The following is a 24,957-nucleotide window of genomic DNA, read 5'->3' on the forward strand; positions in this document are numbered from 1 at the left end:
GTATTAAATGTACGATATTTACCTAATTTGCCACACTTATAAGTAGTAACCCACCTCCGCAGCCATTTATTGGTGTGGTCTACAGAGGATTAAGTCTTTTTAGAGGGGAAAATCCCTAGAACCCCATTGTGATACTTGGTAATCATTCCCCCCACGAAATTTATTGCCATTAACTGAAGTAATAGCACGTTTTAACTGATGGTATGCTTCACCTCTGTTCAAGGCTTGCTGGACGTAATGACGCAACGTTGAATTATCAACATACTCCAAAACATAAATAGATTTAATTAAACGGTCGTACTCATGCAATGCTGACAATCTTCGGCTCTTGCCGTTACTCAACTTTCTAATGATTGTGCTTTGAGTGGTGGTTTTACGACTCAATGAACAAACAATATGCTGAATATTGTCCCATTCTTCAGCAATTAGCTTATGATTAATATCTTTCTTTAATTGAATACGGCCTCCGTTCTCTTCAGTCACTTCAAATAGCTCAAAAAACACCTTTTTCATTTTCGCGTATCGAGGGGCGAATGTGTAACCAAAGAAATCTAATATAGCGAAGTTAACATTATTGGTACCATGCGTATCGGTCGATAAGGTATTAGGCTGTATATCTGAAGAGTTGTTATAGAGTAAGTCAAAAGCAAAGTGACCTTCATATTCGTTAGCGCCAATGACTTGCGTACTCACCGGAACATGACGTGGTCAACCAAAATTGACCAACCCAGTTAAGCTACTTTTTTCAATTTCTTCATGTCCGCCTCATATTGATTTGAAATTTCCATACTTTATCTAATTCATGTTTTTCTAAATTAGCTAAAATGCAACTCAGAAATGTCCAGAAGTGAGTTGTGTGGTGTCGAGTGGAGATTGTACGATTAAGCCCCTAAGTAATTAGTCCGTCAGTCTCCCTCGGTAATCAAATTAGTACATCTTAGCGATCAAATTGGTAAAAAATTAGACATGTAGATGAATGCCCACCTTAAAAAATAGACAGCGGGTTGGGCTGGGTGATTTTTCTGGTGTTAGACGCCAGCAACCCATGCGGCAGAATGGTTGCTCACTTACTCGTCTATTTTTAGCGGGAATTCTTAGCCAACTGTATGAGCTGTATGCGGATTTAAGCAGTCGAGTGATGCGCACTTTGGAGGAGATGGCACCACGAGTAGAGGTTTACTCCATTGACGAAGCGTTTTTGGACTTAACCGGTATTGAGTCTGCCATATCTCTTGTCGAGTTCGGACAACAAGTGCGAGAGCGCATAGGCCACTGGATTGGGATCACCGTCTGTGTAGGCATTGCACCGACTAAAACACTCGCCAAACTGGCAAACCATGCCGCTAAAAAGTATCCAGCCACTCAGGGCGTTGTAGACCTGACCAATCCAGAACGGCAACGTCGATTGCTCGCATTAGTTCCGGTTGATGATGTTTGGGGCGTTGGTAGACGGCTTTCTAAGCGTTTAAATGCGTTGGGTATCACCACAGCCTTAGATCTCGCCAATGCCTCTCCTAGAGCCATCAGAGACCAGTTTTCGGTGGTTTTAGAAAGAACCGTCAGAGAGCTCAATGGTGAGTCGTGCATTGAACTTGAAGAGATCCCGCCAACTAAGAAGCAAATCGTCTGTAGCCGTTCATTTGGCGCAAAAGTAACGCAATTTGAATTGTTACGTGAGGCCGTATGCGAATACGCAACCCGCGCCACTGAGAAGCTACGCAAAGAACAGCAGCAAGCCAAAGTGATGACCGTGTTTATACGAACCAGCCCCTTTAAGGACAACGAGCCGCAGTACAGCAATTCCGCATCCGGTGAGTTACTGATCCCCAGTTGCGATACGCGGGATTTTATCGAGCTGGCCAATCACTTACTCAAGCGAATTTGGAAGGATGGTTTTCGTTATGCCAAAGCGGGCGTCATGCTGTCTGACTTTTACGATCCTGGCATGTTTCAACCAGGACTATTCGATGACGTATCGACCCGCGCTAATAGCCAGCAGTTAATGTCTGTATTGGACACCATTAACCAAAGCGGTGCCGGAAAGGTTTTCTTTGCTGGACAAGGTACGAAGAAAGATTGGTCGATGAAGCGAGAGCATTTGTCTCCCGCTTATACAACACGCTGGGACCAGTTACCACGAGTGAAGTAGCGCAGTTGACTCAATATGCATTCACTCTGCGACGCAGCATGTTGAGCTTATCAACCTGGCGTCGAATATCACTGAAGAATTCTTCTTTCTCCATGGCCAGCGCTAACTCCCATTCTTTGGCTAGACCTTGGCAGTCCAAAAATGCGTATCTCAGCTTCGTCTTTGATATACGCAGCCCCTTGCTAAAGACTACGCGCTTGCCTCGTTGACCGTGAAAACTGTTGATGTACCACTCTATGCCAAAGCCATACTTAAAGTCTCTGATACGGACACCAAGCAGACCCCAGTCTTTAAAGGGCTCATTCTCTCGAACCTTGTAATGGGTAACCCAAAAGTCATCAACTTCAGCTCGTGCCAGCGCTTTTAGCCTGTCTGTTTCTTGCTGAAGTAAATCTGATACCTCTGCTTTCCATTGTTCATTGACGATTTCTACCAAACCAATTTCCCCATCCAATTAACCCCAAAAGCCAAAACCACTATCCGTTTGGCTTTTGGATCGAAACGCCAAACGTAAAACTGCCGTAACAATCACTGTTTGGCGTCTCGATATAAATCAACTCGCGCAATCCCATACCTGACAAGGGATACAGCCCGATTTCACTTAAAAACGCCTAAAACGACGTATCGTCATGAAGATACAAACCGTTTGGCGAGTTCAGGCCAGAATGCAAACGACGTTTGGCGTCTCGATTTTTTTGACTAGGTCATCCGCCGCCAAACAGAGCCTATTCTCATACTTTTGCGAAAATGCAACAGGCAGATAGATGAAAGGATTTGTCACCTTTCTGCCCACCGCCAGTGCACCGAATCCTGATAATGACATTTGAGTGAACCGCCAGAGCACTTGGAAATGCCCAAGCGTGGCCAGTGCGGTTGATTGAAAACCGTTAGAGCACTTTGAGTGCACAGGAGATAAGTATGTTTGTACTAGGCGTAGATATCGGTTACTCAAACCTGAAGCTGGCAATTGGCCAATCAGGCAGTGAACCGAAAACCATTATTCTGCCTGCGGGTGCCGGTCCTGCGGATCGTATGCCAGAGCGTATCGGTGGAGGCGATGATGAAACTTGTTTGTATGTGTCAGTCGATAATGAGCGCTGGGCCGCTGGTGTTCCTGCTGGACGCCTTCAAGGCTGGGAACGAGAGCTTCACCCGGAATATCCCACCACAAAAACCTATAAGGCACTTTTTCATGCCGCCTTGTTAATGGCTGAAACAGAATCCATCGATTTGGTTGTCACTGGATTACCGGTTTCCCAGTTTCATGAACCACAACGTAAATCTGACCTTGTGAAGCGCCTAAAAGGTGTCCATCAAGTGACGCCTAAACGCAGCATCACCGTTCATGACGTCAAAGTGCTGCCGCAGCCTGCCGGTGCCTATATGGATCTAGTTCAAACAGGTGGTGATTTGGGCTTGATTGAAGAAGGTCGCGTCGTCGTCATCGATCCCGGCTTTTTTTCTGTTGACTGGGTTGCCCTTGAGGCCGGAGAAATTCGCTACAGCTCATCAGGAACCAGTCTTCAGGCAATGTCCGTGCTACTGGAAACCATTGATAAGCTGATTTCAGAAGATCACGGTGCCAAAGTCGGAATGGATCGACTTGAAAAAGCCATGAGAACTGGCGACTTACAGGTCCTGCTATTTGGAGAAAAAGTCGATATTTCACCTTATCTGAATGCTGCCATGAAAAAGGTAGCGCCTGTTGCTCTTACAGCCATGCGCCAATCCATGCGTGACGAAAGCATCAATGCGGACTTGGTATTGATCGCCGGAGGTGGAGCCATGGCTTATAAGGAAGCGGCCAAGGAGATTTTTTCACGAAGCAAGATAATCGTGCCGGAACAGTCTGTTTTGGCGAACGTCCGAGGCTTCTGGTTTTATGGGGCCTGATTATGAGAGTTGTCGTCAACATTCCCCCAGGGAGCCACCCTGAACTGCTCAAAGAATTGGAAAAGACGCCACCACGGGAACGCGCTGAGCGTCTGCGGATGCTGGCCACCTTTGGGTTAATTCACATGAGCCAACCCAATCTATCCACGACATCTGCACCGGTGGATGGCCATGCACCAGATGGTGACGTTACTTCCATGAGTACAGCGCCAGAACCCAAAGCAGAATCACGTAAACAATCATTAAAATCCAAACTAGGGCTGGGCTTATAACATGGCGTTATCAGTTAGCTGGCTCGATGCCAGGTTAAATAAAGAAGCAAAAGAAACCGTAGTAAAAGCCGACCGAGATGGGCTAAGTGCTCGGGTATCGCCCAAGGGCAAAATTGTTTTTCAGTTTCGTTATCGTTTCGATGGCAAGCAACAGCGGGTAGACATTGGTACTTACCCACTTATGAAGCTTGCTGAAGCTAGGAATGAGCTGGATAGGTTAAGGGCGGTACTCGACCAGGGCAGAAACCCCAAGCTCTACCTACAGCAGGAACGGGCCAAGTATTCTGCCAATCAAAGCTTCGAATCGATTTTTCGAGACTGGATAGACTCTGCCGGTAAGCAAGGGCTAAAGGAGAAAACGTGGCACTACCAAAAACGCAGCAGTGAAATATATTTGCTGCCCCGACTTGGCAAGTACCCATTAACTGACATCAATGAATTGTCCTTGCGAAACTGTCTTCGTGAGGTTTCGGAGTCGTCCCCTTCAAACACAGAACGTCTGGTGTCTGTGCTGCACAAGTTTTATGACTGGCTGATTGATGAACAAATTTTGGAAATTAACGCTGCCGCTGGGATCACAGCAAAAAAGGTTGGCGGTAAGAAAGGCAAACGAACTCGGGTGCTAAATGACAACGAGATCAGGATACTTTGGCGCTATTTGCATGAGTCAAAAATCACTGAGAAGAATCGCATCTACATAAAACTGCTTCTCTTATTGGGAGGGCGCAAGGGCGAACTCATTCAAGCTGAAAAGCATCACTTTGACTTGCAATCTGCAATGTGGACAGTGCCCATAGAGATCCGCAAACAAGGTGAGAAAATTGGAGCGCCGATCATGCGGCCATTGATTAAGCCAGCTATTGAGCTGATTGAACTGGCGATGCAGATGAGCAAATCAACCTACTTGTTTCCCGCGAACGGACAAGAAGAGCTTGCCACAAATGGCTTTGATACCACTATTCCTAACAATGTGAAAATTTGGGCTCGCAGGTCGCTTAGTGTCGAGATGGAACATTGGTCTATGCATGATCTTCGCAGAACTATGCGAACGCGAATGTCGGCCATCACGACGCAAGAAGTTGCCGAGTTGATGATTGGCCACAGCAAAAAAGGGTTGGATGCTATCTACAACCAATATCAGTACCTGGATGAAATGCGTCATGCTTACGACGTTTGGTATCAACAGCTAGAGACCATCATCGAGCCGACAGGCTTTCCGTTCAACTGGCGTTTCGGACAATAAAATAAAAGAAAGAGGCTCAGTCCTCTTTCTTCTCATACTCCTCCAAATCTTCAATGTGCCACAGCTTGTTTCGTGTATTTCGGTTGATACGAGGTTGCGGCAAGCTGCCATCTTTTATTCTTCGCCAGAGCGTCGTATAGCTAATGTGGTAACGAGCCATCACTTCGTAAGATGTTAGAAAAGGGGTTACCTGGTGCGCTACTGCTGTCATCTGCATTCTCCTGAAAATCAATGTAAAGCTATCATCGCCTGATTCATCACTTGTTGATGGTCAGAAAGATGCATGATTTGTTCAGAAGATCAGCCTTATCGAAACACGAATGTTGCTATTAGGTACTTTTCAGCTCAAACCTATGAATAACAAGGGCTACAAGGCGGTTTGTGTCATGAATAGCAATCAACACGCCTAACGAGAAAAATTTGTACACACTGTTTGTACACTCGCAACAATGACACATCAAAAACCACAATGACGAACCCTTTAAATTCATAAACTTATAAACAAAAAACTAGAGATGATCGCATTTATTCCGCTTTTGTAATGTCGAAACCAAAGTACCAAAAGCAGGAAGTACTTTCTTCATCAAACCCAGTAAACACAAGGCCTACAGCCAGATTTGTGTCATGGAATTTTCACCAAAGGCCTCTAAAACGGAATTTGTACTCAAGTTTGTACACACTTTCCGAGGTTACGCTTGAACATCATTGAAAAGCAAAGAAACGAGAAAAAGACAAAAAGCCTTTAAATTCAGTACGTAGAGATGTGATTGTGGTGTGCAATGAAAGGTGGTTTTAAGCGTTGAAAGGCTGGGCGGCATCAGGATGGACGATAATCGCATCGGCTTTTTTCTCAGGCGATTGCGCGCCCGTAGCACTACGCCCCTGAATACGCTCGCAGGCATATTTAGCGGCTTGCTGGTAAGAGGCTTCTGCTGCACCAACGCCTTGAATCCCCATGCCTAAACGCTCATAATTCATCATGGTGAACATGTAATTTAAGCCTTTGTTTTGCTCGCCAACTAAAAAGCCTTTCGCGCCGTCAAAATTCATCACACAAGTTGCTGAGCCTTTGATGCCCATTTTATGCTCAATTGAGCCACAAGTAACTGTGTTTCGTGCGCCTAAGCTGCCGTCGTCATTTAACAAAAATTTAGGAACCACAAACATAGAAATGCCACGCGGGCCCGCAGGCGCACCAGGAATTTTTGCCAACACTAAATGAATAATATTTTCCGTTAAGTCGTGTTCACCGCCGGTAATAAATATTTTAGTACCCGATAATGCAAAACTCCCGTCAGCTTGTGCTTCTGCTTTTGCGCTCATAATGCCGAGGTCGCTGCCGGCATGAGGCTCTGTTAAGCACATAGTGCCAGCCCACTTACCTGAATACATATTTTCCAGATAAGTTTGCTTCATATCTTCGCTGGCATGGGCGGATAAAGCCAAGCATGCCCCCGCGGTTAGCATAGGATAAAGTGCAAATGAAATAGACGCCGATTGCGTCATTTCTTCAACAAACGATTGCAACATTTTAGGCATCCCCATGCCGCCATACTCTGGATCACCACTTAACGCGCCCCAGCCGCCTTCGCAATAAAGTTGATAAGCTTTGGCAAATCCCTCGGGAGTGGTTACTGCACCATTTTGCCACGTTGCTCCTTGCTCATCGCTATTACGATTGAGGGGGGCAATAACGGCTGAGCTGAGTTTGGCAGCTTCTGATAAAATGGCATCGGCAGTGTCTGTATCAACAGACTCTGCCACCGCTGGCATGGTTGCCCATAAATTTTCTGCGTCAAAAACTTCATGCAATAGAAACTGCATATCACGCATGGGTGCTTGATAATCAGACATTAATGGCTCCTTACATGTTGCGACGGTATTGACCGCCAACTTCAAATAACGCATTAACAATTTGCCCTAGCGAGCAAACTTTACAAGCGTCCATCATCAACTCAAATATGTTTTCATGCTTAATTGCTGCGGCTTGTAAGCGTTTTAGCAGCTCTTGCACTTGTTGCTCATTGGCTTTATGTAAACTGGCCAACATCTCTATTTGATAATTTTTCTCTTCTTCAGTGGCACGAATGACTTCTTCAGGAATAACCGTTGGTGAGCCCTTAGAGCTTAAAAAGGTATTAACGCCAATAATCGGGTACTCACCTGAATGCTTTAAGTGCTCATAATGCAAGCTTTCTTCTTGAATTTTACTGCGCTGATACATAGTTTCCATGGCGCCTAATACCCCGCCACGCTCGTTAATGCGATCAAACTCTGTTAATACCGCTTCTTCAACCAAATCAGTTAACTCTTCGATAATAAAGGCACCTTGAATGGGGTTTTCATTTTTCGACAAACCTAACTCGCGGTTAATAATCAGCTGAATTGCCATGGCGCGGCGAACGCTGTCTTCTGTCGGAGTGGTAATGGCTTCATCATAAGCATTAGTATGCAAAGAGTTACAGTTATCGTTTAGCGCATATAACGCTTGTAATGTAGTGCGAATATCATTGAAGTCAATTTCTTGCGCATGCAGTGAACGACCTGAGGTTTGAATATGGTATTTCAACATTTGAGCACGGGCATTAGCGCCATATTTATGTTTCATGGCTTTTGACCAAATGCGACGCGCCACACGACCAATTACCGCATACTCAGGATCAATACCGTTTGAAAAGAAAAACGACAAGTTAGGGCCGAACTCATTAATGTCCATACCGCGGCTTAAGTAGTACTCTACAAAAGTAAAGCCATTGGCAAGCGTTAAGGCTAATTGCGTTATGGGGTTCGCACCGGCTTCAGCAATATGGTAACCAGAAATTGACACCGAATAGAAGTTACGCACGCCTTTTTCAATAAAGTACTCCTGCACATCGCCCATTAAGCGCAAAGCAAATTCAGTAGAGAAAATACAGGTATTTTGTGCTTGATCTTCTTTTAAAATATCGGCTTGTACTGTGCCACGCACTAAGGTTAAGGTACGATCTTTAATTTCTTGGTAAATGGCCGGTGGTAATACTTGATCGCCCGTGACCCCCAATAACATTAACCCTAAGCCGTTATTGCCTTCAGGTAACTCACCTTGATATTGTGGACGTGGGCAGCCCTTTTCTTTATAGATTTTTTTAATTAAGGCTTGGGTTTCTTTCTCTAAACCGTGCTCAGTGATATAACGCTCACATTGTTGATCAATCGCCGCATTTAAGAAAAAGCCTAACAACATAGGTGCAGGACCATTAATGGTCATCGACACCGAGGTCATGGCATCAGCTAAATCGAAACCAGAATAAAGCTTTTTAGCGTCATCTAAGCAACAAATTGAAACACCAGCATTACCAATTTTACCGTAAATATCAGGTCGCAAATCAGGATCGTTACCGTATAAGGTTACTGAGTCAAACGCGGTAGACAAACGTTTAGCTGGCATACCTTTTGACACATAATGAAAACGTCGGTTAGTACGCTCTGGGCCACCTTCACCAGCGAACATACGGGTTGGATCTTCACCCTCACGCTTGAACGGAAATAAGCCTGCGGTATAAGGAAACTCACCAGGCACGTTCTCTTGTAAAATCCATTTTAAAATATCACCCCAGCCTTGATATTTCGGCATGCTAACTTTTGGAATGTCAGAGCCAGACAAGGATTGAGTATGGGTTTGAATAGCCAGCTCTTTATTACGCACTTTAAATTTAAATTCCGGGGCTTTGTAACGCTGAACTTTGTCTGCCCATTGCTCAATTAGCAATTTGTTTTTCGGATCTAGGTCTAGTTCTACTTTTTTGTAGAGTGTTTCAAGCTGCTGGGCTAATTCACCGCCACTTTCTTCACCACTCTCTTTCGCCGTTTCAATGGCTTGATGTATACCATAAAGTTTTTGCGCCACCTTGGCTTGCTGCTCAACCCAAGCATCATAGCTACGGTTATTTTCAGAGATTTCAGACAAGTATCGTACGCGTTTCCCCGGAATAACACTGCTTTTCTCTTCGAGTGTACCTTCAATACTCAGCGGTGCCGCTATTTCAAAGTTTGCTTTAGTATTAAGGGCGCTGATCACGGCATTGTATAACTTTGTCATACCACGGTCGTTAAACTGTGAGGCGATTGTACCGTATACGGGTACTTCATCGTCGCCAGCTTCAAACATGCCACGGTTACGTTTGTATTGTTTTTTCACATCACGCAGTGCATCGAGTGCGCCACGCTTATCAAATTTATTCAACGCGATTATGTCAGCAAAATCAAGCATATCTATTTTTTCTAGCTGCGTTGCCGCGCCATATTCTGGCGTCATCACATATAAAGAAACATCAGAATGCTCTTCAATTTCAGTATCTGATTGGCCAATGCCTGAAGTTTCTAGCACGATCAAATCAAAGTCAGTGGCTTTTAAAATATCAAGCGTGTCATTTACATAAACCGATAAGGCTAGATTTGACTGACGGGTCGCTAACGATCGCATATAGACACGATCGTTATTGACCGCGTTCATGCGTATGCGGTCACCTAATAAGGCGCCACCGGTTTTACGCTTAGACGGGTCAACAGAAACTATGGCAATTTTGCTATCGTCTGTGGCCATTAAAAAGCGACGAATTAACTCATCAACTAAAGAAGACTTACCCGCACCGCCGGTACCGGTAATACCCAAAACCGGCGTTTTACTAACCTTGGCAATTTTACGAATTTTTTCCAGATCGGTTTTGTTCTCTTCGGGGGCGTTTTCTGCCGCCGAAATCAAGCGAGCAATAGCTTGCTTTTTATCCGTCAGCGCAATGTCTTTCTTTAAGTTAGCTACGTCGTCTTTAGTGACATTTAAACCGGTTTTAAAGTCACAACGCTCTAGCATGTCATCAATCATGCCCAATAAACCGAGCTCGCGACCATCATCTGGCGAATAAATACGGGTAATACCATATTCATGCAACATGTTAATTTCTTCAGGCAGAATAACGCCACCACCACCGCCAACGATACGAATATGCTCACAACCCCTTTCTTTTAATAGGTCATACATATATTTAAAATATTCGTTATGACCGCCTTGATAAGACGTCATGGCAATCGCGTTAGCATCTTCTTGAATAGCGGTATTGACCACTTCTTCAACGCTACGATCATGACCCAAATGAATAACTTCCGCGCCACTCGATTGTAAAATTCTGCGCATAATATTAATGGCGGCGTCGTGACCATCGAACAAAGATGCCGCGGTAACGATGCGGATCTTATTTTTTAACTGGTATCTGGGTGTATTCATTTTATGCTCTCTTAATTGTCAACATCACTTTTACTGGTAACAACTTAATTGCAGCTCTGCTGAAGGTAAGCGAAAATGCTGTTGCCCTAGTTTTAGTCGTAAAAAGCGAATAATGGAAACCTAATACTAAAATTAGACCATATAAAACAAGCAATGAACATTGATTTTGTTGTCAATTTAATGGACTATATTGTGATTAGACCACTAAAAAAAACAGCTAACAAAATGCCAAAAATCACAGCAGATAATTCGGCCGATATTCGATTGTTTATTCCGGTGTTTTTATTAAAAAAATTGGCTAAGCACAGATTGACCGATGGTTTATATCCTGTATCATTAGGAATTACACAAGCCCAAAACAACTACAAACTACAACAAGAGAACAATCATAGCCATACGCTAATTTACTGTTTATCTGGCACTGGAAAACTAGTTTATCAAAATAAAGAACGAGTAATAAAACGTGGCGATATTGTTATTATCAACCCTAATACCCCATTCACTTTTACGCTAAATAAAAGCCCGAAAATAGCAGTTAATAGTACGAGCCCTGAACCGCAAAACAACAAACCTGAGCATAAAGTTTCAAGCAATATTGTTTATTGGGTTAATTTTACCGGCACCTTAGCACACGATTTTGCCGAACGGCTGCTGATGAAAATGGACTTAGGTGTTGCTCATGTCGGTGTACTCAACAATATTGTTAGCGACTTTGACCATTTACTGGCGCTCGGTGCGCGCGGATATACCGCCACTAATGTCATTCATGCTGTGCATATTTTACAGCAAGCGTTAAGTTTTCTGGCCTTGCAACTAAGGCTTACGCAGTTTAATAACAGCTCTAATTTTGATTTAGAGGCTGTCGAAGCTTTAATGCGCAATAGTTTACATCAAGAACTCAGCCTAGATACCTTGGCCCATTATAGCCAACTGTCAAAGTTTCATTTTGCCAAGAAGTTTAAAGAACTTACCGACAGCTCGCCGATACAACATTTTATTAATATGAAAATTCAACACGCCTGTAGCCAGCTAGATAATAGTGACATTGCCATTAAAGACATTGCTAATGGTCTTGGTTATAGCGATCCCTATTACTTTTCGCGGCTATTTAAAAAATTAGTGGGTATGTCGCCAAAGCAATATCGCGACTCACGACATCGTGCCTAAGCAATGCTTTGATCAAGTCCCGAATACAAAGTGTAATCGCAAAGATATTGATATCAGCCTAAGCGGTTAGCCCTATGTCAACCTAGCCAACAAGCTAACGCGTTATTACGCTAATCAAAAAGAAACGTCATTACGATTTTGCGCTATTTGCAAGCCTCCGTAATATGCGGCTATATCACAGAGCCGCCAAAATTGTTAAACTTAAACTATCATTACACTGTTTGATAAATAAGGTTAATCAAGGCATCTTCATGGCGAAAAACACTGACGTTGATACCATTAAAACCGCCCTTGTTGGCTATGGCTTTTCGGCCAAAACTTTTCATCTGCCGTTTATCAGTAGCTTGGCTGAATTTGAAGTTGCAGCCATTAGTAGCAGCCAACAAAAGCAAGTAAAAACAGACTGGCCTAATGCCGCGCATTACTTTAGTGCCGAAGAAATGCTAACAACCACCGATGCCCAGCTAGTGATCATTACCGCGCCGAATGATGTTCATTACTCGCTGGCGAAACTCGCATTAGAAAATAACAAACACGTGATATTAGAAAAACCCTTCGTTACAAACGTAGCTGACGGTGAGGCGTTAATTGCATTAGCAAAGGAAAAATCGCTGCTGCTAAGTGTTTATCAAAATCGTCGCTGGGACGGCGACTTTTTAACCGTTAAAAAACTCCTAGCAACCAATGCCTTAGGTAACATTAAGCATTTTGAGTCTCATTTTGATCGCTTTCGACCAAAGGTTAGCCCACGTTGGCGTGAACAAGCCCAAGACGGTGGTGGCATATTGTTTGATTTGGGGCCGCATTTAATCGATCAAGCATTACAATTATTTGGCATACCCAAAGCAATTACCGCGCAATGTGAGATCATGCGTGAACACTCAACCACAATTGATTATTTTAATATCAGCTTGCATTACCCCGATATGCTCGCCTCATTACAAGCATCGCTGTTTAGTGCCGGACCTAACTTACGCTTTAATATTCAGGGTGATAAAGGCCACTATCGAAAATTTGGACTTGATCCACAAGAAGCGAAATTAAAAGCAGGTGCAGTGCCTATTGGCGACGACTGGGGCCAAGAAATGCCACAAGATTATGGTCAATTATATTTGGCCACGTCATCGCAGACTGAAAAAACCCTAGCTGGCGGTTATCAACACTTTTATAAAAAAATGGCCGAAGCCATCAATACTGGCGCACAAGCACCCGTATCAGCGAATGACGCATTATGGACCATACGGTTAATATCGATGGCAATGGACAGTAGTCGACTTGGTAAAACACTTGCGGTTAGCCCTTAATAAAGCAGATAGCCAGCTATCTTGCTAAGCATATACATAGCATCATGCTATGTTGATGCTATGTTGATGCAATGTATATGCAATGTTGATAATCGCGATGATAACTAAGTTGCATTGCGAAGCTCTTAACAGGGTTTTATGAGACTGAGCACTGAAAAATTACCGTTTAGTAACCGCCTAGTCAAAGCTTGCTATGTTTTAATAGGTACTTTAATACGACTACCCACTTTATAAGGCTTGGGTAATTTATTATATTGCTGCTCGATCAACTGTAATCGCTGAAAAACATCGTCAGGAAATGGCGATACCCGCCGCGTTGTCAGGTCAATATGAACATCAAGGTGCTCACCGGCTGCCGCTCGATAGCCTTTGTTGGTGCAATAGATTTCATGAAAGGTGTGTAATCGTTTGTGATCAACAGACAATAACCAAGAAATAACTTCAATCTTGTCACCTTCACATAATTCGCGTTCAAAAATACAATGGCTCTCAACGAGCGCTTTGCTGCAGTTATTGGCATACCGATAACGCTCGCCTAAATCCAAATGCTCGGTAAAGGCTATATGGGCATCATAAATCACTAAACCATAATATTTGGTATTCATGTGGCCGTTAAAATCAACCCAGTCCGCTGGTATTTTGCTGGCAAACTTACTAAATGGATACACTGACATATTTTTTTAATCCCCCTTAACGTTAGCTATGCTAAAACTTCATTTTTTGTTTATAAAGACGCTAACATAATTCAGTGGTAAAAAAATCGGCCTTGTAAACTAGTCGTTATTGCGAACGGCTTTGCCCCCTTTTGCTCCTATTTTTACCTAGTGCGGCTTTGCTTATTATAAAAGCAGTTAAGAACGAGGCACGGGTAATGAACAAAACCAAACAACTGCTGAAATTTTCGAGCGCGAAAACACTCTTATACCAGCACTCTATTTTGCAAACGGTTAACGTTTTAGCGACCACTTGCCAGCCAAACTTGGTACTTAACTAGCTGTTTAGCGGTTATAAAATTGCTAATTGCCATGTACCGCGATAAGTGCGATCGCTAAATGTTGAGCTTGAATGCGAGGCAACGGTTTTATTTATTCTCACCAAACGTCCTCCTGTGACTGTATATTGCGAGGTAATTTCACTTTCTGCTGACAGAGAAAAAAAGATATACGCACTGCCTTTGCCGTTATAACGCATGCGCGTTTCAATCGGCACGCCATCCTCATTAATCAACACTTGATAACTACCATTGAACTTTCGAACATAACCACGAATTTTTTTATCTTCAATAAAACTCTCAAGTGGTAATTCAAAGTTTAAAACCCGGGTTGGCTTATCTTGGTAGTCGATGTAATTTTCACCGATAAAGTCACCTTGGCTAATGATGTCCAATATACTTTGTGCCGATGAAAGGATAGGAATGAGCGAAGAAGCTGACAATATTTCAGCGCCATTAAGTGCTGGCGTATCGGCGTTTTTATTGCTTATTTTTGTCTGATTTTCCTGCGCTATTTGTTGCAAAACATTTTTAGAGTAACTGATATTTAAGCCCATGTTATTTTCAAATAAGTGCGATGTGATTGCACCTGTTTTTACTTTTTTATCTTTGCCATCGCCTCGGGTTTCAGAAAAAGAAACATCCAACATAGCCGTTACAGGCGCACTGCCATTTAGCTTGGCTAAAGCTTGCTGTAAATCAGCTAAGCCGTCAGCGTGAGCATTTATGGTCCATGTTAGGCTTAATAAAGATAACATTATCATGGGTATAAAAGACATTTTCATGGTTGACCTATTATTTGCTATTTTATGGTTATGGGTAAAGGTTAGCGTCTTATATAGCGAGTATTCACTCAATATTGCAAGTACTAGGTCGCCGATAATTGTTACTAATTATGATGTTTCAATATAGTGCCTATAAAACAGCAATGCTCATCGTAAGTTATCTAGCAGATCAAAAAAGCCCACCAGGGTGGGCTTTGATAGCATTAGTAGCGTTTAACGCCAATAATTACATCATTTCAATGGCTATGGCAGTTGCCTCACCGCCACCTATACATAAAGATGCCAAACCTTTACTTAAGCCTCTGTTTTTAAGTGCATGAATTAAAGTTACCAGTATACGCGCACCACTTGCCCCTAACGGATGACCTAATGCACAAGCGCCACCATTGACGTTAACTTTATTTACGTCTAAGTCTAAGGCCTTGATTCCTAACATAGTCACCATGGCAAAGGCTTCGTTAATCTCAAATAAATCAACATCGGCCACTGTCCAATTGGCTTTCGCTAATACTTTTTGCATGGCGCCAACTGGCGCAACGGTAAACTCTGCGGGCTTTTGCGCGTGCATAGCGTGGGCAACAATCTTACATAAAGGAGTTAAGCCACGCTTTTGTGCTTCTGAAAGTTTCATCATCACTAACGCAGCAGCACCATCAGAAATAGAGCTTGAGTTAGCAGCAGTAATTGTACCGTCTTTTTTAAATGCTGGTCGCAGACTTGGAATTTTATCGGGTCGAGCATTACCTGGCTGTTCATCAACAGCAAACTCTGAATCACCACGACGAGACTTAATGGTCACCGGCGTAATTTCATTATCGAAAGCGCCATCAGCGATCGCAGCATTGGCGCGCTCTAAAGAACGGATTGCATAGGCGTCCATGTCTTCACGGCTAAAGCCAGAGTCGTCTGCAGTTTCTTGAGCAAAACAGCCCATAGCAATGCCATCGTAGGCATTTTCTAAGCCATCTGTCATCATGTGATCAAGTACTTGACCGTGTCCCATTTTAATACCCGCTCGACCTTTAGGTAACAAGTGTGGCGCGTTACTCATGCTTTCCATGCCACCAGCAACAGCAACATTGATAGAGCCAGCAAGTAAGGCATCATGGGCTTGCATGGCGGTTTTCATCCCTGAGCCACAAACTTTATTGATGGTGATACAGGCTGTAGCTAAGTCTAAGCCAGCTTCGAGTGCCGCTTGGCGTGCTGGTGCTTGTTTTAGACCCGCTGGCAGCACACACCCCATCAGAACTTCATCAACCTGATCATTGGCTAAATTGGCGGCTTCTATTGCACCACGAATTGCGGTTGCCCCTAAAGTAGTGGCGCTTACTGCTGATAAACCGCCCATAAAACCACCCATGGGGGTACGTTTTGCAGCGACAATAACGATGGGATCTTGAGTAGACATAAAGCTCTCCAATAAAGTGATGTTCGATGTGTATTTGCGTAAAAATAGACATACGTTGATAAGAATTGCGCAACAGGTTACCGCAATTTCAATTTTACGCCAACGTAAACTTTCTAGCCCTTTAGTCTACAACAAATAAATTGCTGCTAAACTGACAATCAATCTTTACAGTTTTATAGTGATAAAACCAAGCACGTTTATTAATGGCTGTTATCGCCATGCACTCAACAATTATGAGCGTTTTGCCAACTCACAACCTACACTTTACGTTAACGTAAACTTATTGTAAGGTATAGCCTTGATAAAAGAGTCTTAAAACGAGCGATAAAAATGAGCGATAAAAATCAAGCAACCTATGCGATCGGTGAGCTAGCCAAAGAGTTTGATATTACCACCCGCAGTATTCGTTTTTACGAAGATCAAGGCTTGTTAACACCCCGTCGTAAAGGACAAACAAGAATATACAACCAAAGGGACAGAGTTCGACTAAAGTTAATTTTACGTGGTAAACGCTTAGGTTTCTCTTTGGCTGAAACTGGACGCTTATTTGAGCTTTACGATGCAGATAAAACCAGTGTCACGCAATTAAAAACCATCATGGACTTAATTGCGAATAAGAAAAACGATTTAAATCAGCAACTCGAAGACATTCAAGCGGTTTTAATTGAATTAACCGGCTTAGAAAATAACTGTCAGCAAGCGTTAGCCGCTATTGATAAATAACGCTAATTGCAACAAAAACACATTACATGACTGCTAACGCCAAACACTGCAAGCGTTAACACGACAAACCAATATTAAAGGTACTAGTATGATTTCTACTTTCTCATCAATGAATTTTAACTTAGGCGAAACCGTGGACATGATCCGCGATACGGTAAATGCGTTTGCTCGTGATGAAATTGCACCACGCGCCGAGCAAGTCGATAAAGACAATGAGTTTCCGATGGATTTATGGCGAAAGTTTGGTGATTTAGGCTTGTTAGGCATGACAGTAGACGAGCAATATGGTGGCTCAGGTTTAGGTTATTTAGAGCACATGGTGGCCATGCAAGAAATTTCGCGTGCCTCTGCATCGGTTGGCCTTAGCTACGGTGCTATGTCAAATTTGTGTTTAAATCAACTGAACAAAAATGGTAATCATGAGCAAAAAGCCAAGTACTTACCTAAACTTTGTACTGGTGAACATATTGGTGCCTTGGCAATGTCTGAGCCAAACGCAGGCTCTGATGTCGTTAGCATGAAACTTAGTGCCAAAAAGCAAGGTGACAACTATATTCTCAACGGCAACAAAATGTGGATCACCAATGGTCCTGACGCTCATGTTTATATTATTTACGCCAAAACTGACATTAAAGCCGGCTCTAAAGGTATTACCGCATTTATCGTCGAGCGCGACTTTCCAGGCTTTTCTCGCCATCAAAAGCTTGACAAATTAGGTATGCGTGGCTCAAACACCTGTGAATTAGTGTTTGAAGACTGTGTTGTACCAGCCGAGAATATTTTAGGTGAAGAAGGCAAAGGCGTACGGGTGTTAATGTCAGGTTTAGACTACGAGCGTTTGGTATTAACCGGTGGTCCACTTGGCATTATGGACGCCTGTATGGACTTAGTTGTGCCTTATATTCATGATCGCAAGCAGTTTGGGCAAGCCATTGGGGAGTTTCAGTTAATTCAGGGCAAAATTGCCGATATGTATACGCAAATGAATGCGGCAAAATCTTATGCTTATATGTGTGCAATGGCTGCTGATCGCGGAGAAACCACGCGTAAGGATGCGGCAGGCGTTATACTATACTCCGCTGAATTAGCCACCAAAATGGCACTAGATGCCATTCAATTACTTGGCGGTAATGGCTACATTAATGAGTTTCCAGCGGGGCGTTTATTACGCGATGCCAAGCTCTACGAAATAGGCGCGGGTACCTCAGAAATTCGTCGTATGTTAATCGGCCGAGAACTATTTAGTGAGTCTGTTTAAATACGACTTAAGCTTAACCATTTAAGCGCACTTATGACAAAAGTACCTCTATTTAGCGAGAAGCTACGGGTACTTTTCTCACGCTTAGCTAAATGGCCAAAATGCGTAGAAAACTTTACTCAGATTTCGACTCAATCATTTGCTGTCATTAACCTTCGCTTGATTAAAAGCGATTTACAAGCATTAAAAGAGTCAAAAAAATATCAATTAGCATTGTTAACTCTTGCACACTAATGACGTTAACATTCAACAAAATATAAGGTTATACCGTGGCTAAGATAATATCGAAAATTAACCCCCGCAGCCCTGAGTTTATTGAAAATACTCAGCATATGCAGAAACAAGTTGATGATTTAAAAGAAAAATTAGCTGAAATTAAACTTGGTGGTGGCGAACGTAGCCGAGAGCGTCATTTATCACGGGGAAAATTACTGCCAAGAGACCGCGTTTATGCCCTGCTCGACCCAGGTTCACCTTTTCTAGAGTTATCTCAATTAGCCGCATATCAGGTTTATGATGACAATGTTCCTGCCGCTGGGATTATTACCGGTATAGGTCGCGTTGGTGGTCAAGAGTGTATTATTGTTGCCAACGATGCCACAGTTAAAGGCGGAACCTATTACCCACTGACGGTGAAAAAGCATTTACGCGCACAAACCATAGCGCAAGAGAATAACTTACCTTGTATTTATTTAGTTGACTCAGGTGGCGCAAATTTACCCAACCAAGATGATGTTTTTCCTGACAAAGAGCACTTTGGTCGTATTTTCTTTAACCAAGCCAATATGTCGGCGCAAAGCATCCCACAAATTGCTGTGGTCATGGGCTCTTGTACCGCTGGTGGCGCGTATGTTCCGGCAATGGCGGATGAGTCTATTATCGTTAAAGAGCAAGGCACGATATTTCTTGCCGGGCCACCACTGGTAAAAGCCGCTACGGGTGAAGTAGTGAGTGCAGAAGATTTAGGGGGTGCAGACGTGCATTGTCGCACGTCAGGTGTTGCCGATCATTATGCACAAAATGATCATCACGCCCTAGCAATCGCTCGCAGTGCAGTGAGTAATTTAAATCGTGTCAAACCTGTACAAATGGCCATAAAAGCCGTGCAAGAGCCTGCCTATAGTTCGGAAGAAATTTACGGTATTGTACCAAAAGACCCACGCCAACCTTTCGATGTCAGAGAGATCATTGCCCGAGTTGTTGACGGCAGTAACTTTGATGAGTTTAAAGCGCTATACGGTACCACCTTAGTTTGTGGCTTTGCCCATATTTTTGGTTATCCAGTAGGCATTGTTGCCAATAACGGCATACTGTTTGGCGAGTCAGCACAAAAAGGCGCTCACTTTATCGAGCTCTGTGCTCAACGTAAAATTCCCTTGGTATTTTTACAAAACATCACCGGCTTTATGGTGGGGCAACAGTATGAAGCCGGCGGCATTGCAAAACATGGTGCAAAAATGGTGACGGCTGTAGCAACGGCACAAGTCCCTAAGTTCACACTATTAATTGGCGGCAGTTTTGGTGCGGGTAACTATGGTATGTGTGGTCGTGCTTACGATCCTCGATTCTTATTTATGTGGCCAAATGCACGAATATCTGTGATGGGTGGTGAGCAAGCCGCCGGAGTTTTGGCGCAAGTTAAACGCGATCAAAAAGACAAACGTGGTGAGGTATGGAGCGAACAAGACGAAGCCGCGTTTAAACAACCCATCATTGATGACTATGAACACCAAGGACACCCTTATTATGCCTCAGCACGTTTATGGGATGATGGGGTGATTGATCCTGCAGACACTCGTCAGGTGTTAGGCTTAGCTATTTCTGCATCGTTAAATAAACCGATTAAAGAGACTAAGTTTGGTCTCTTTAGAATGTAGGAGCAAGAATAAAATGCTTTCACATGTTCATATAAAAAGCCTTAGCGAGTACGTCTTATTTGACGTTGACCAGCGCGGCGTGGCTACCGTAACGTTAAACAATCCCGATAAGCACAATGCCTTTGATGACAGCATTATATTTGCCTTAAGCCAGCTATTTGATGCCATTGCTAAATGCAATGACATCAATATTATGGTGCTTGCAGCAACAGGAAAAAGCTTCTCTGCCGGTGCAGACTTAGGCTGGATGAAACGCATGGCGGCGTATACTTATGAAGAAAACTTGTCTGATGCAAACGCCTTAGCACAAATGCTAAGAAACCTGAATTTTTTACCACAACCTACCATTGCCAAAGTACAAGGTGCGGCGTTTGGTGGTGCAGTTGGGCTTGCAAGTTGTTGTGATATTGTACTTGCCAGTGACAAAGCCAGCTTTTGTTTAAGCGAAGTTAAGCTGGGCTTAATTCCTGCCACTATTAGCCCTTATGTTGTTAACGCCATTGGACAAAAAGCCTGTCGGCGCTACTTCCAAACTGCTGAACGGTTTTTTGCTGACAAGGCGCAACAACTTGGCTTAGTTGATGAGATATACCCATTAGCAAGCTTAGATACTGAAGTTGAAAATATGGTGCAAACACTACTAGCAAACGGACCATTAGCGGTACGTCAAGCAAAACAACTGGCCTTTGATGTTGCATATCAAGCCATAGATACTCCTTTAATTGAGATGACAAGCCAACGTATTGCCTCGATTCGAGTCTCAAAAGAAGGTCAGGAAGGACTCGGCGCATTTTTTGATAAACGCCAACCAGCATGGCAAGTTGAATTAACAACACAAACTGGGCAACAAAATACATTAGAGCAAGGCGAAGGATAATATTCATGTTTACTAAAATACTAATAGCCAATCGTGGTGAAATCGCCTGTCGCATCATAAAGACAGCAAGAAAAATGGGCATTTTAACGGTTGCCGTATACTCTGATGCTGATGCGAATTCACTGCATGTTAATATGGCCGATGAAGCGGTCCACATTGGCGGCTCACCTTCGCGCGAAAGTTACTTGTTATCAGAAAAGGTCATCGCGGCGGCAAAACGAACTGGCGCTCAGGCTATTCACCCAGGTTACGGATTTCTTGCTGAAAACGCTGAGTTTTGCCGTATGTGTGCCGATGAAAACATAACCTTTATTGGTCCGCCTGTTGCAGCCATTGAAGCCATGGGCTCAAAATCTGCAGCTAAAAACATTATGGAAAAAGCACAGGTGCCTTTAGTGCCAGGCTACCACGGTGAAGATCAGTCAGAGGCAGTGATTAAAAAAGCCGCCGATGAGATGGGCTACCCTGTATTGCTTAAAGCAACAGCCGGTGGTGGCGGCAAAGGTATGCGACAAATTTGGCATGAAGAAGAGTTTTCAGCCGGTTTTTTAGCGGCAAAACGTGAAGCTAAATCATCTTTTGGTGACGACACTATGCTCGTTGAAAAATACCTTACCCAGCCACGTCACGTTGAAATACAAGTTTTTTGTGACAACCATGAAAATGCAGTCTACCTTTTTGAGCGAGATTGCTCAGTACAGCGTCGCCATCAAAAAGTGATTGAAGAAGCCCCCGCTTTTAACATGAGTGACGAGCTGCGGGCAAAAATGGGTGAATCTGCCATAAAGTCAGCACAAGCCATCGGCTATCGTGGCGCGGGTACCGTTGAATTTTTACTGGATGTTGACGGCGCTTTCTATTTTATGGAAATGAATACTCGCCTACAGGTTGAGCATCCAGTAACTGAATATATTACCGGTCAAGATTTGGTTGAGTGGCAATTGCGTGTTGCCGCTGGTGAAGTGTTACCCAAAACTCAGCAACAATTAACAATTCACGGTCATGCCTTTGAGGCACGCATTTACGCTGAAGATCCAAATAACGACTTTTTACCGGCTACCGGCACCTTGACGTTTTTACAGCCCCCAGTAGAAAGCGAGCATGTGCGCGTTGATACCGGCGTTCGTCAAGGAGATGAGGTCAGCGTATTTTATGACCCTATGATAGCCAAGTTAATTGTTTGGGACGAAAACCGGGAAAAGGCGTTACAGCGCATGGCAAAAGCCTTGTCTGAATATCGTATCAATGGTGTCACCACCAATATTGATTTTCTCTATAATTTAGCCACCAGCAAGCCCTTTATTGACGCAGAAATCGATACTGGCTTTATTGACAAGCACCAAGCATTAATCTTTCACGAAGACGAACAAGCACTTGCTGGTGAGTTACCCATGGCTGCCCTGTATTTAGTGCTAGCGCAAGCGCAAGCTGCACAAAAAAATGCGGCTCATACTAACGACCCTTGTTCGCCGTGGAATATGACCAACGCTTGGCGATTAAATGAAGCGAACATTCATCATATCACCTTAGCTCACAACAACATTGAATACCCGATCACGGTTGAACAAAAGCGTCAAGCCAGTGCTTGTTACTACCTGATTACCGTTGATGGTCAGACTGTTGATTGCCAAGGCAGAATTGAAAACAATACCATTTATACCAGTATTGATGGCTATCGCAGTCACGCCACCATAGCGCAAAATGATAACCAAATTAGCCTCTATCATCAAAATGGTGTGGTGAATTTCACCCATGTATTACCCGACTGCGGTGATGCTAATACTGGTGGCGATCACGGCGGTTTAATCGCACCTATGAATGGCACTATGGTGTCTGTATTGGTTAAAGCCGGCGAGCAAGTAACAGCCGAGCAACCATTGATGATTATGGAAGCCATGAAAATGGAGCATACCATTCGCGCACCGAGTAATGGTGTGGTTGATAGCATTTATTATCATGATGGTGACATGGTTGATGGCGGCGCAGAATTAATTGCTTTCACCCCAGAGGACGCATAATGACTGATAGTTTTTTGTCTAACCTACCCAAGTCGGTAAAAATTGTTGAAGTTGGTCCCCGTGACGGCTTGCAAAACGAAAAACAGGCCATCAGCGCAGACGATAAAATTGCCTTAATTGAGCAGTTAGCTGACGCCGGCCTAAGTTACATTGAAAGCGGCAGTTTTGTGTCTCCTAAATGGGTGCCTCAAATGGCCACATCTAGCGAAATATTTAATCGCTTAACACGCAAAGATAACGTCACTTATGCGGCGCTAACGCCTAATATGAAAGGCTTTGACGCCGCCATCGCGGTTAATGCCAATGAGGTGGCAATATTCGGCGCTGCATCGGAAAGTTTTAGTCAAAAAAATACTAATTGCTCAATTGATGAAAGCTTGCAGCGTTTTATTCCCATAATGCAAGCGGCTAAAGCAGCCAATATTCCGGTACGAGGTTATGTCTCTTGTGTAATTGGCTGTCCTTATGAGGGTGATATTGCCCCCGAACAAGTCGCCAAGGTTGCAGAGCAATTGTACAACATGGGCTGCTATGAAATATCACTTGGCGACACTATAGGTGTCGGCACGCCAAAAAGCGTCAGTGAAATGTTAGCAGCGGTTAGCGCTAAAGTGAGCATCGAAAACCTTGCCGTGCACTTTCATGACACCTACGGCCAAGCATTAAGTAATATTTACGCCGCGCTGCAAATGGGTATTAAGGTAGTCGATAGTGCCATTGCAGGGCTCGGCGGCTGCCCTTATGCTAAGGGTGCATCGGGCAATGTCGCTACAGAAGACTTAGTCTACATGCTAAATGGATTAGGCATTGCAACCGGTGTCAAGCTCGATAAATTGCTTGCTGCGGGCTGGTTTATCAGTGATAAATTAGGCAAAAAGCCTGTCTCTAAAGTATCGGTAGCGTATCGAGCAAAATAACCAAATAACGATCATATATTAAATTAAGCATAAGATAGCAGAAGCAAAGTATCATTATCTGTATCTATTGTGAACAACAACACAAGTATAGTGAGGAGCAAACAATGGCAGGGTTTGACAAAGTGGTGTCAAGTTATGAAGAAGCGATGGCCGGTCTCGAAGACAATATGACCGTCATCGCTGGTGGCTTTGGCTTATGTGGAATTCCAGAAAATTTAATTAGCGAAATAAAGCGCAAAGGCACCAAAGGTTTAACTGTCGTATCCAATAACTGCGGGGTTGATGATTTTGGCTTAGGTATATTACTACCCAATCGGCAAATAAAGAAAATTATCGCCTCTTATGTAGGTGAAAACGCAGAATTTGAACGTCAAATGATGAATGGCGAATTAGAAGTCGAGTTAACCCCACAAGGCACGCTAGCGGAAAAAATGCGCGCCGGTGGTGCAGGGATCCCAGCATTTTATACTGCCACAGGTTATGGTACGCCGGTTGCTGAAGGTAAAGAAGAACGTGAGTTTGATGGCAGGCATTACATATTAGAGCCGGCAATAACAGGTGACTTTGCCATCGTTAAAGCATGGAAAGCAGACCGCTACGGCAATTTAGTGTATAGAAAAACCGCACGCAACTTTAACCCTATGGCCGCCACTGCCGGCAAAATTACTGTGGTTGAAGTCGAGGAAATTGTTGAGCCTGGCGAGTTAGACCCAGATCAAATTCATACACCAGGTATTTATGTTAACCGCTTAATTTTAGGCACCTTTGAAAAACGCATTGAACAGCGCACTGTTCGCAGCGACTCATAATAA

General features: G+C 43.6%; 21 protein-coding genes. 13 read left to right on the forward strand and 8 right to left on the reverse strand.

Features of this window, described 5'->3' with window-relative positions:
- Positions 1-99 precede the first annotated feature (99 nt).
- Positions 100-693 carry a Tn3 family transposase gene (locus tag B6K83_RS13825; RefSeq protein ID WP_000107352.1) on the reverse strand — a complete coding sequence of 198 codons (594 nt, stop codon included), beginning with the start codon at positions 691-693 and terminating at the stop codon, positions 100-102.
- A 283-nt stretch (positions 694-976) separates the two neighbouring features.
- On the opposite strand from B6K83_RS13825, the gene umuC reads away from it, so the two are divergent.
- The gene (gene umuC, locus B6K83_RS13830) at positions 977-2,149 is read left to right on the forward strand and encodes a translesion error-prone DNA polymerase V subunit UmuC (RefSeq protein WP_001142611.1); all 1,173 of its coding nucleotides are present in this window, start codon (positions 977-979) and stop codon (positions 2,147-2,149) included.
- A gap of 10 nt (positions 2,150-2,159) precedes the next feature.
- Here umuC and mobI read toward each other — a convergent pair whose 3' ends face one another.
- Positions 2,160-2,585: a conjugative transfer protein MobI(A/C) gene (mobI, locus tag B6K83_RS13835; protein WP_002025988.1), complete on the reverse strand. Its 426-nt coding sequence runs from the start codon at positions 2,583-2,585 to the stop codon at positions 2,160-2,162.
- Positions 2,586-3,067: 482 nt separating this feature from the next.
- On the opposite strand from mobI, the gene B6K83_RS13840 reads away from it, so the two are divergent.
- The 3 genes from B6K83_RS13840 to B6K83_RS13850 are packed head-to-tail and all read left to right on the forward strand — an operon-like array spanning position 3,068 to position 5,557.
- Complete coding sequence (locus B6K83_RS13840; protein WP_000497805.1) at positions 3,068-4,042, forward strand: ParM/StbA family protein; 975 nt, start codon at positions 3,068-3,070, stop codon at positions 4,040-4,042.
- A gap of 2 nt (positions 4,043-4,044) precedes the next feature.
- A complete protein-coding gene (locus B6K83_RS13845) occupies positions 4,045-4,314 on the forward strand; it encodes a hypothetical protein (protein WP_001267005.1) in 270 nt (89 codons plus the stop codon).
- A gap of 1 nt (position 4,315) precedes the next feature.
- Positions 4,316-5,557, forward strand: a complete 1,242-nt coding sequence (locus B6K83_RS13850; protein ID WP_024015921.1) for a tyrosine-type recombinase/integrase — start codon at positions 4,316-4,318, stop codon at positions 5,555-5,557.
- A 16-nt stretch (positions 5,558-5,573) separates the two neighbouring features.
- On the opposite strand, the gene B6K83_RS13855 is transcribed toward B6K83_RS13850, so the two are convergent.
- The 3 genes from B6K83_RS13855 to B6K83_RS13865 all read right to left on the reverse strand — a co-directional run bounded on the left by B6K83_RS13855 (position 5,574) and on the right by B6K83_RS13865 (position 10,817).
- Positions 5,574-5,768: a helix-turn-helix transcriptional regulator gene (locus B6K83_RS13855; RefSeq protein ID WP_000127614.1), complete on the reverse strand. Its 195-nt coding sequence runs from the start codon at positions 5,766-5,768 to the stop codon at positions 5,574-5,576.
- Between the two features lie 581 nt (positions 5,769-6,349).
- Entirely contained in the window at positions 6,350-7,411 is a 1,062-nt protein-coding gene (locus tag B6K83_RS13860) for an acyl-CoA dehydrogenase family protein (RefSeq protein ID WP_085285523.1), read from the reverse strand.
- Between the two features lie 10 nt (positions 7,412-7,421).
- Positions 7,422-10,817, reverse strand: coding sequence for a methylmalonyl-CoA mutase family protein (locus tag B6K83_RS13865; protein WP_085285524.1), 3,396 nt, complete (start codon positions 10,815-10,817; stop codon positions 7,422-7,424).
- Positions 10,818-11,042: 225 nt separating this feature from the next.
- On the opposite strand from B6K83_RS13865, the gene B6K83_RS13870 reads away from it, so the two are divergent.
- Both B6K83_RS13870 and B6K83_RS13875 read left to right on the forward strand, forming a co-directional pair.
- On the forward strand, positions 11,043-11,984 hold the full coding sequence (locus B6K83_RS13870) for an AraC family transcriptional regulator (protein WP_158088359.1): 942 nt from the start codon (positions 11,043-11,045) through the stop codon (positions 11,982-11,984).
- A gap of 251 nt (positions 11,985-12,235) precedes the next feature.
- On the forward strand, positions 12,236-13,288 hold the full coding sequence (locus tag B6K83_RS13875) for an oxidoreductase (RefSeq protein ID WP_085285594.1): 1,053 nt from the start codon (positions 12,236-12,238) through the stop codon (positions 13,286-13,288).
- A gap of 191 nt (positions 13,289-13,479) precedes the next feature.
- Here the strand turns inward: B6K83_RS13875 and B6K83_RS13880 are convergent, their stop codons facing one another.
- The 3 genes from B6K83_RS13880 to B6K83_RS13890 form a co-directional block, all read right to left on the reverse strand.
- Positions 13,480-13,962: a thioesterase family protein gene (locus tag B6K83_RS13880; protein ID WP_085285526.1), complete on the reverse strand. Its 483-nt coding sequence runs from the start codon at positions 13,960-13,962 to the stop codon at positions 13,480-13,482.
- Positions 13,963-14,293: 331 nt separating this feature from the next.
- Positions 14,294-15,064, reverse strand: coding sequence for a hypothetical protein (locus tag B6K83_RS13885; RefSeq protein ID WP_085285527.1), 771 nt, complete (start codon positions 15,062-15,064; stop codon positions 14,294-14,296).
- 226 nt (positions 15,065-15,290) lie between these two features.
- Positions 15,291-16,475, reverse strand: a complete 1,185-nt coding sequence (locus B6K83_RS13890; protein WP_085285528.1) for an acetyl-CoA C-acyltransferase — start codon at positions 16,473-16,475, stop codon at positions 15,291-15,293.
- Between the two features lie 330 nt (positions 16,476-16,805).
- Here B6K83_RS13890 and B6K83_RS13895 point away from each other — a divergent pair, with 330 nt between their 5' ends.
- The 7 genes from B6K83_RS13895 (at position 16,806) to B6K83_RS13930 (ending at position 24,954) form a co-directional block, all read left to right on the forward strand.
- Positions 16,806-17,198, forward strand: a complete 393-nt coding sequence (locus tag B6K83_RS13895) for a MerR family transcriptional regulator (RefSeq protein ID WP_085285529.1) — start codon at positions 16,806-16,808, stop codon at positions 17,196-17,198.
- 88 nt (positions 17,199-17,286) lie between these two features.
- Positions 17,287-18,456 (forward strand): isovaleryl-CoA dehydrogenase, encoded by a 1,170-nt coding sequence (locus B6K83_RS13900; RefSeq protein WP_085285530.1) that lies wholly within the window; start codon positions 17,287-17,289, stop codon positions 18,454-18,456.
- Between the two features lie 269 nt (positions 18,457-18,725).
- Positions 18,726-20,333, forward strand: a complete 1,608-nt coding sequence (locus B6K83_RS13910; RefSeq protein ID WP_085285532.1) for a carboxyl transferase domain-containing protein — start codon at positions 18,726-18,728, stop codon at positions 20,331-20,333.
- 13 nt (positions 20,334-20,346) lie between these two features.
- A complete protein-coding gene (locus B6K83_RS13915) occupies positions 20,347-21,210 on the forward strand; it encodes an enoyl-CoA hydratase/isomerase family protein (RefSeq protein ID WP_085285533.1) in 864 nt (287 codons plus the stop codon).
- A gap of 5 nt (positions 21,211-21,215) precedes the next feature.
- Entirely contained in the window at positions 21,216-23,228 is a 2,013-nt protein-coding gene (locus tag B6K83_RS13920; RefSeq protein ID WP_085285534.1) for an acetyl/propionyl/methylcrotonyl-CoA carboxylase subunit alpha, read from the forward strand.
- Positions 23,228-24,145, forward strand: a complete 918-nt coding sequence (locus B6K83_RS13925) for a hydroxymethylglutaryl-CoA lyase (protein WP_085285535.1) — start codon at positions 23,228-23,230, stop codon at positions 24,143-24,145. Before B6K83_RS13920 ends, B6K83_RS13925 begins: the two co-directional genes overlap by 1 nt.
- Before the next feature lie 104 nt (positions 24,146-24,249).
- Positions 24,250-24,954 (forward strand): CoA transferase subunit A, encoded by a 705-nt coding sequence (locus tag B6K83_RS13930; RefSeq protein ID WP_085285536.1) that lies wholly within the window; start codon positions 24,250-24,252, stop codon positions 24,952-24,954.
- The last annotated feature ends 3 nt before the right edge of the window (positions 24,955-24,957 follow it).

This window comes from Colwellia chukchiensis, assembly GCF_002104455.1.
In the GTDB taxonomy this organism is placed as follows: domain Bacteria; phylum Pseudomonadota; class Gammaproteobacteria; order Enterobacterales; family Alteromonadaceae; genus Cognaticolwellia; species Cognaticolwellia chukchiensis.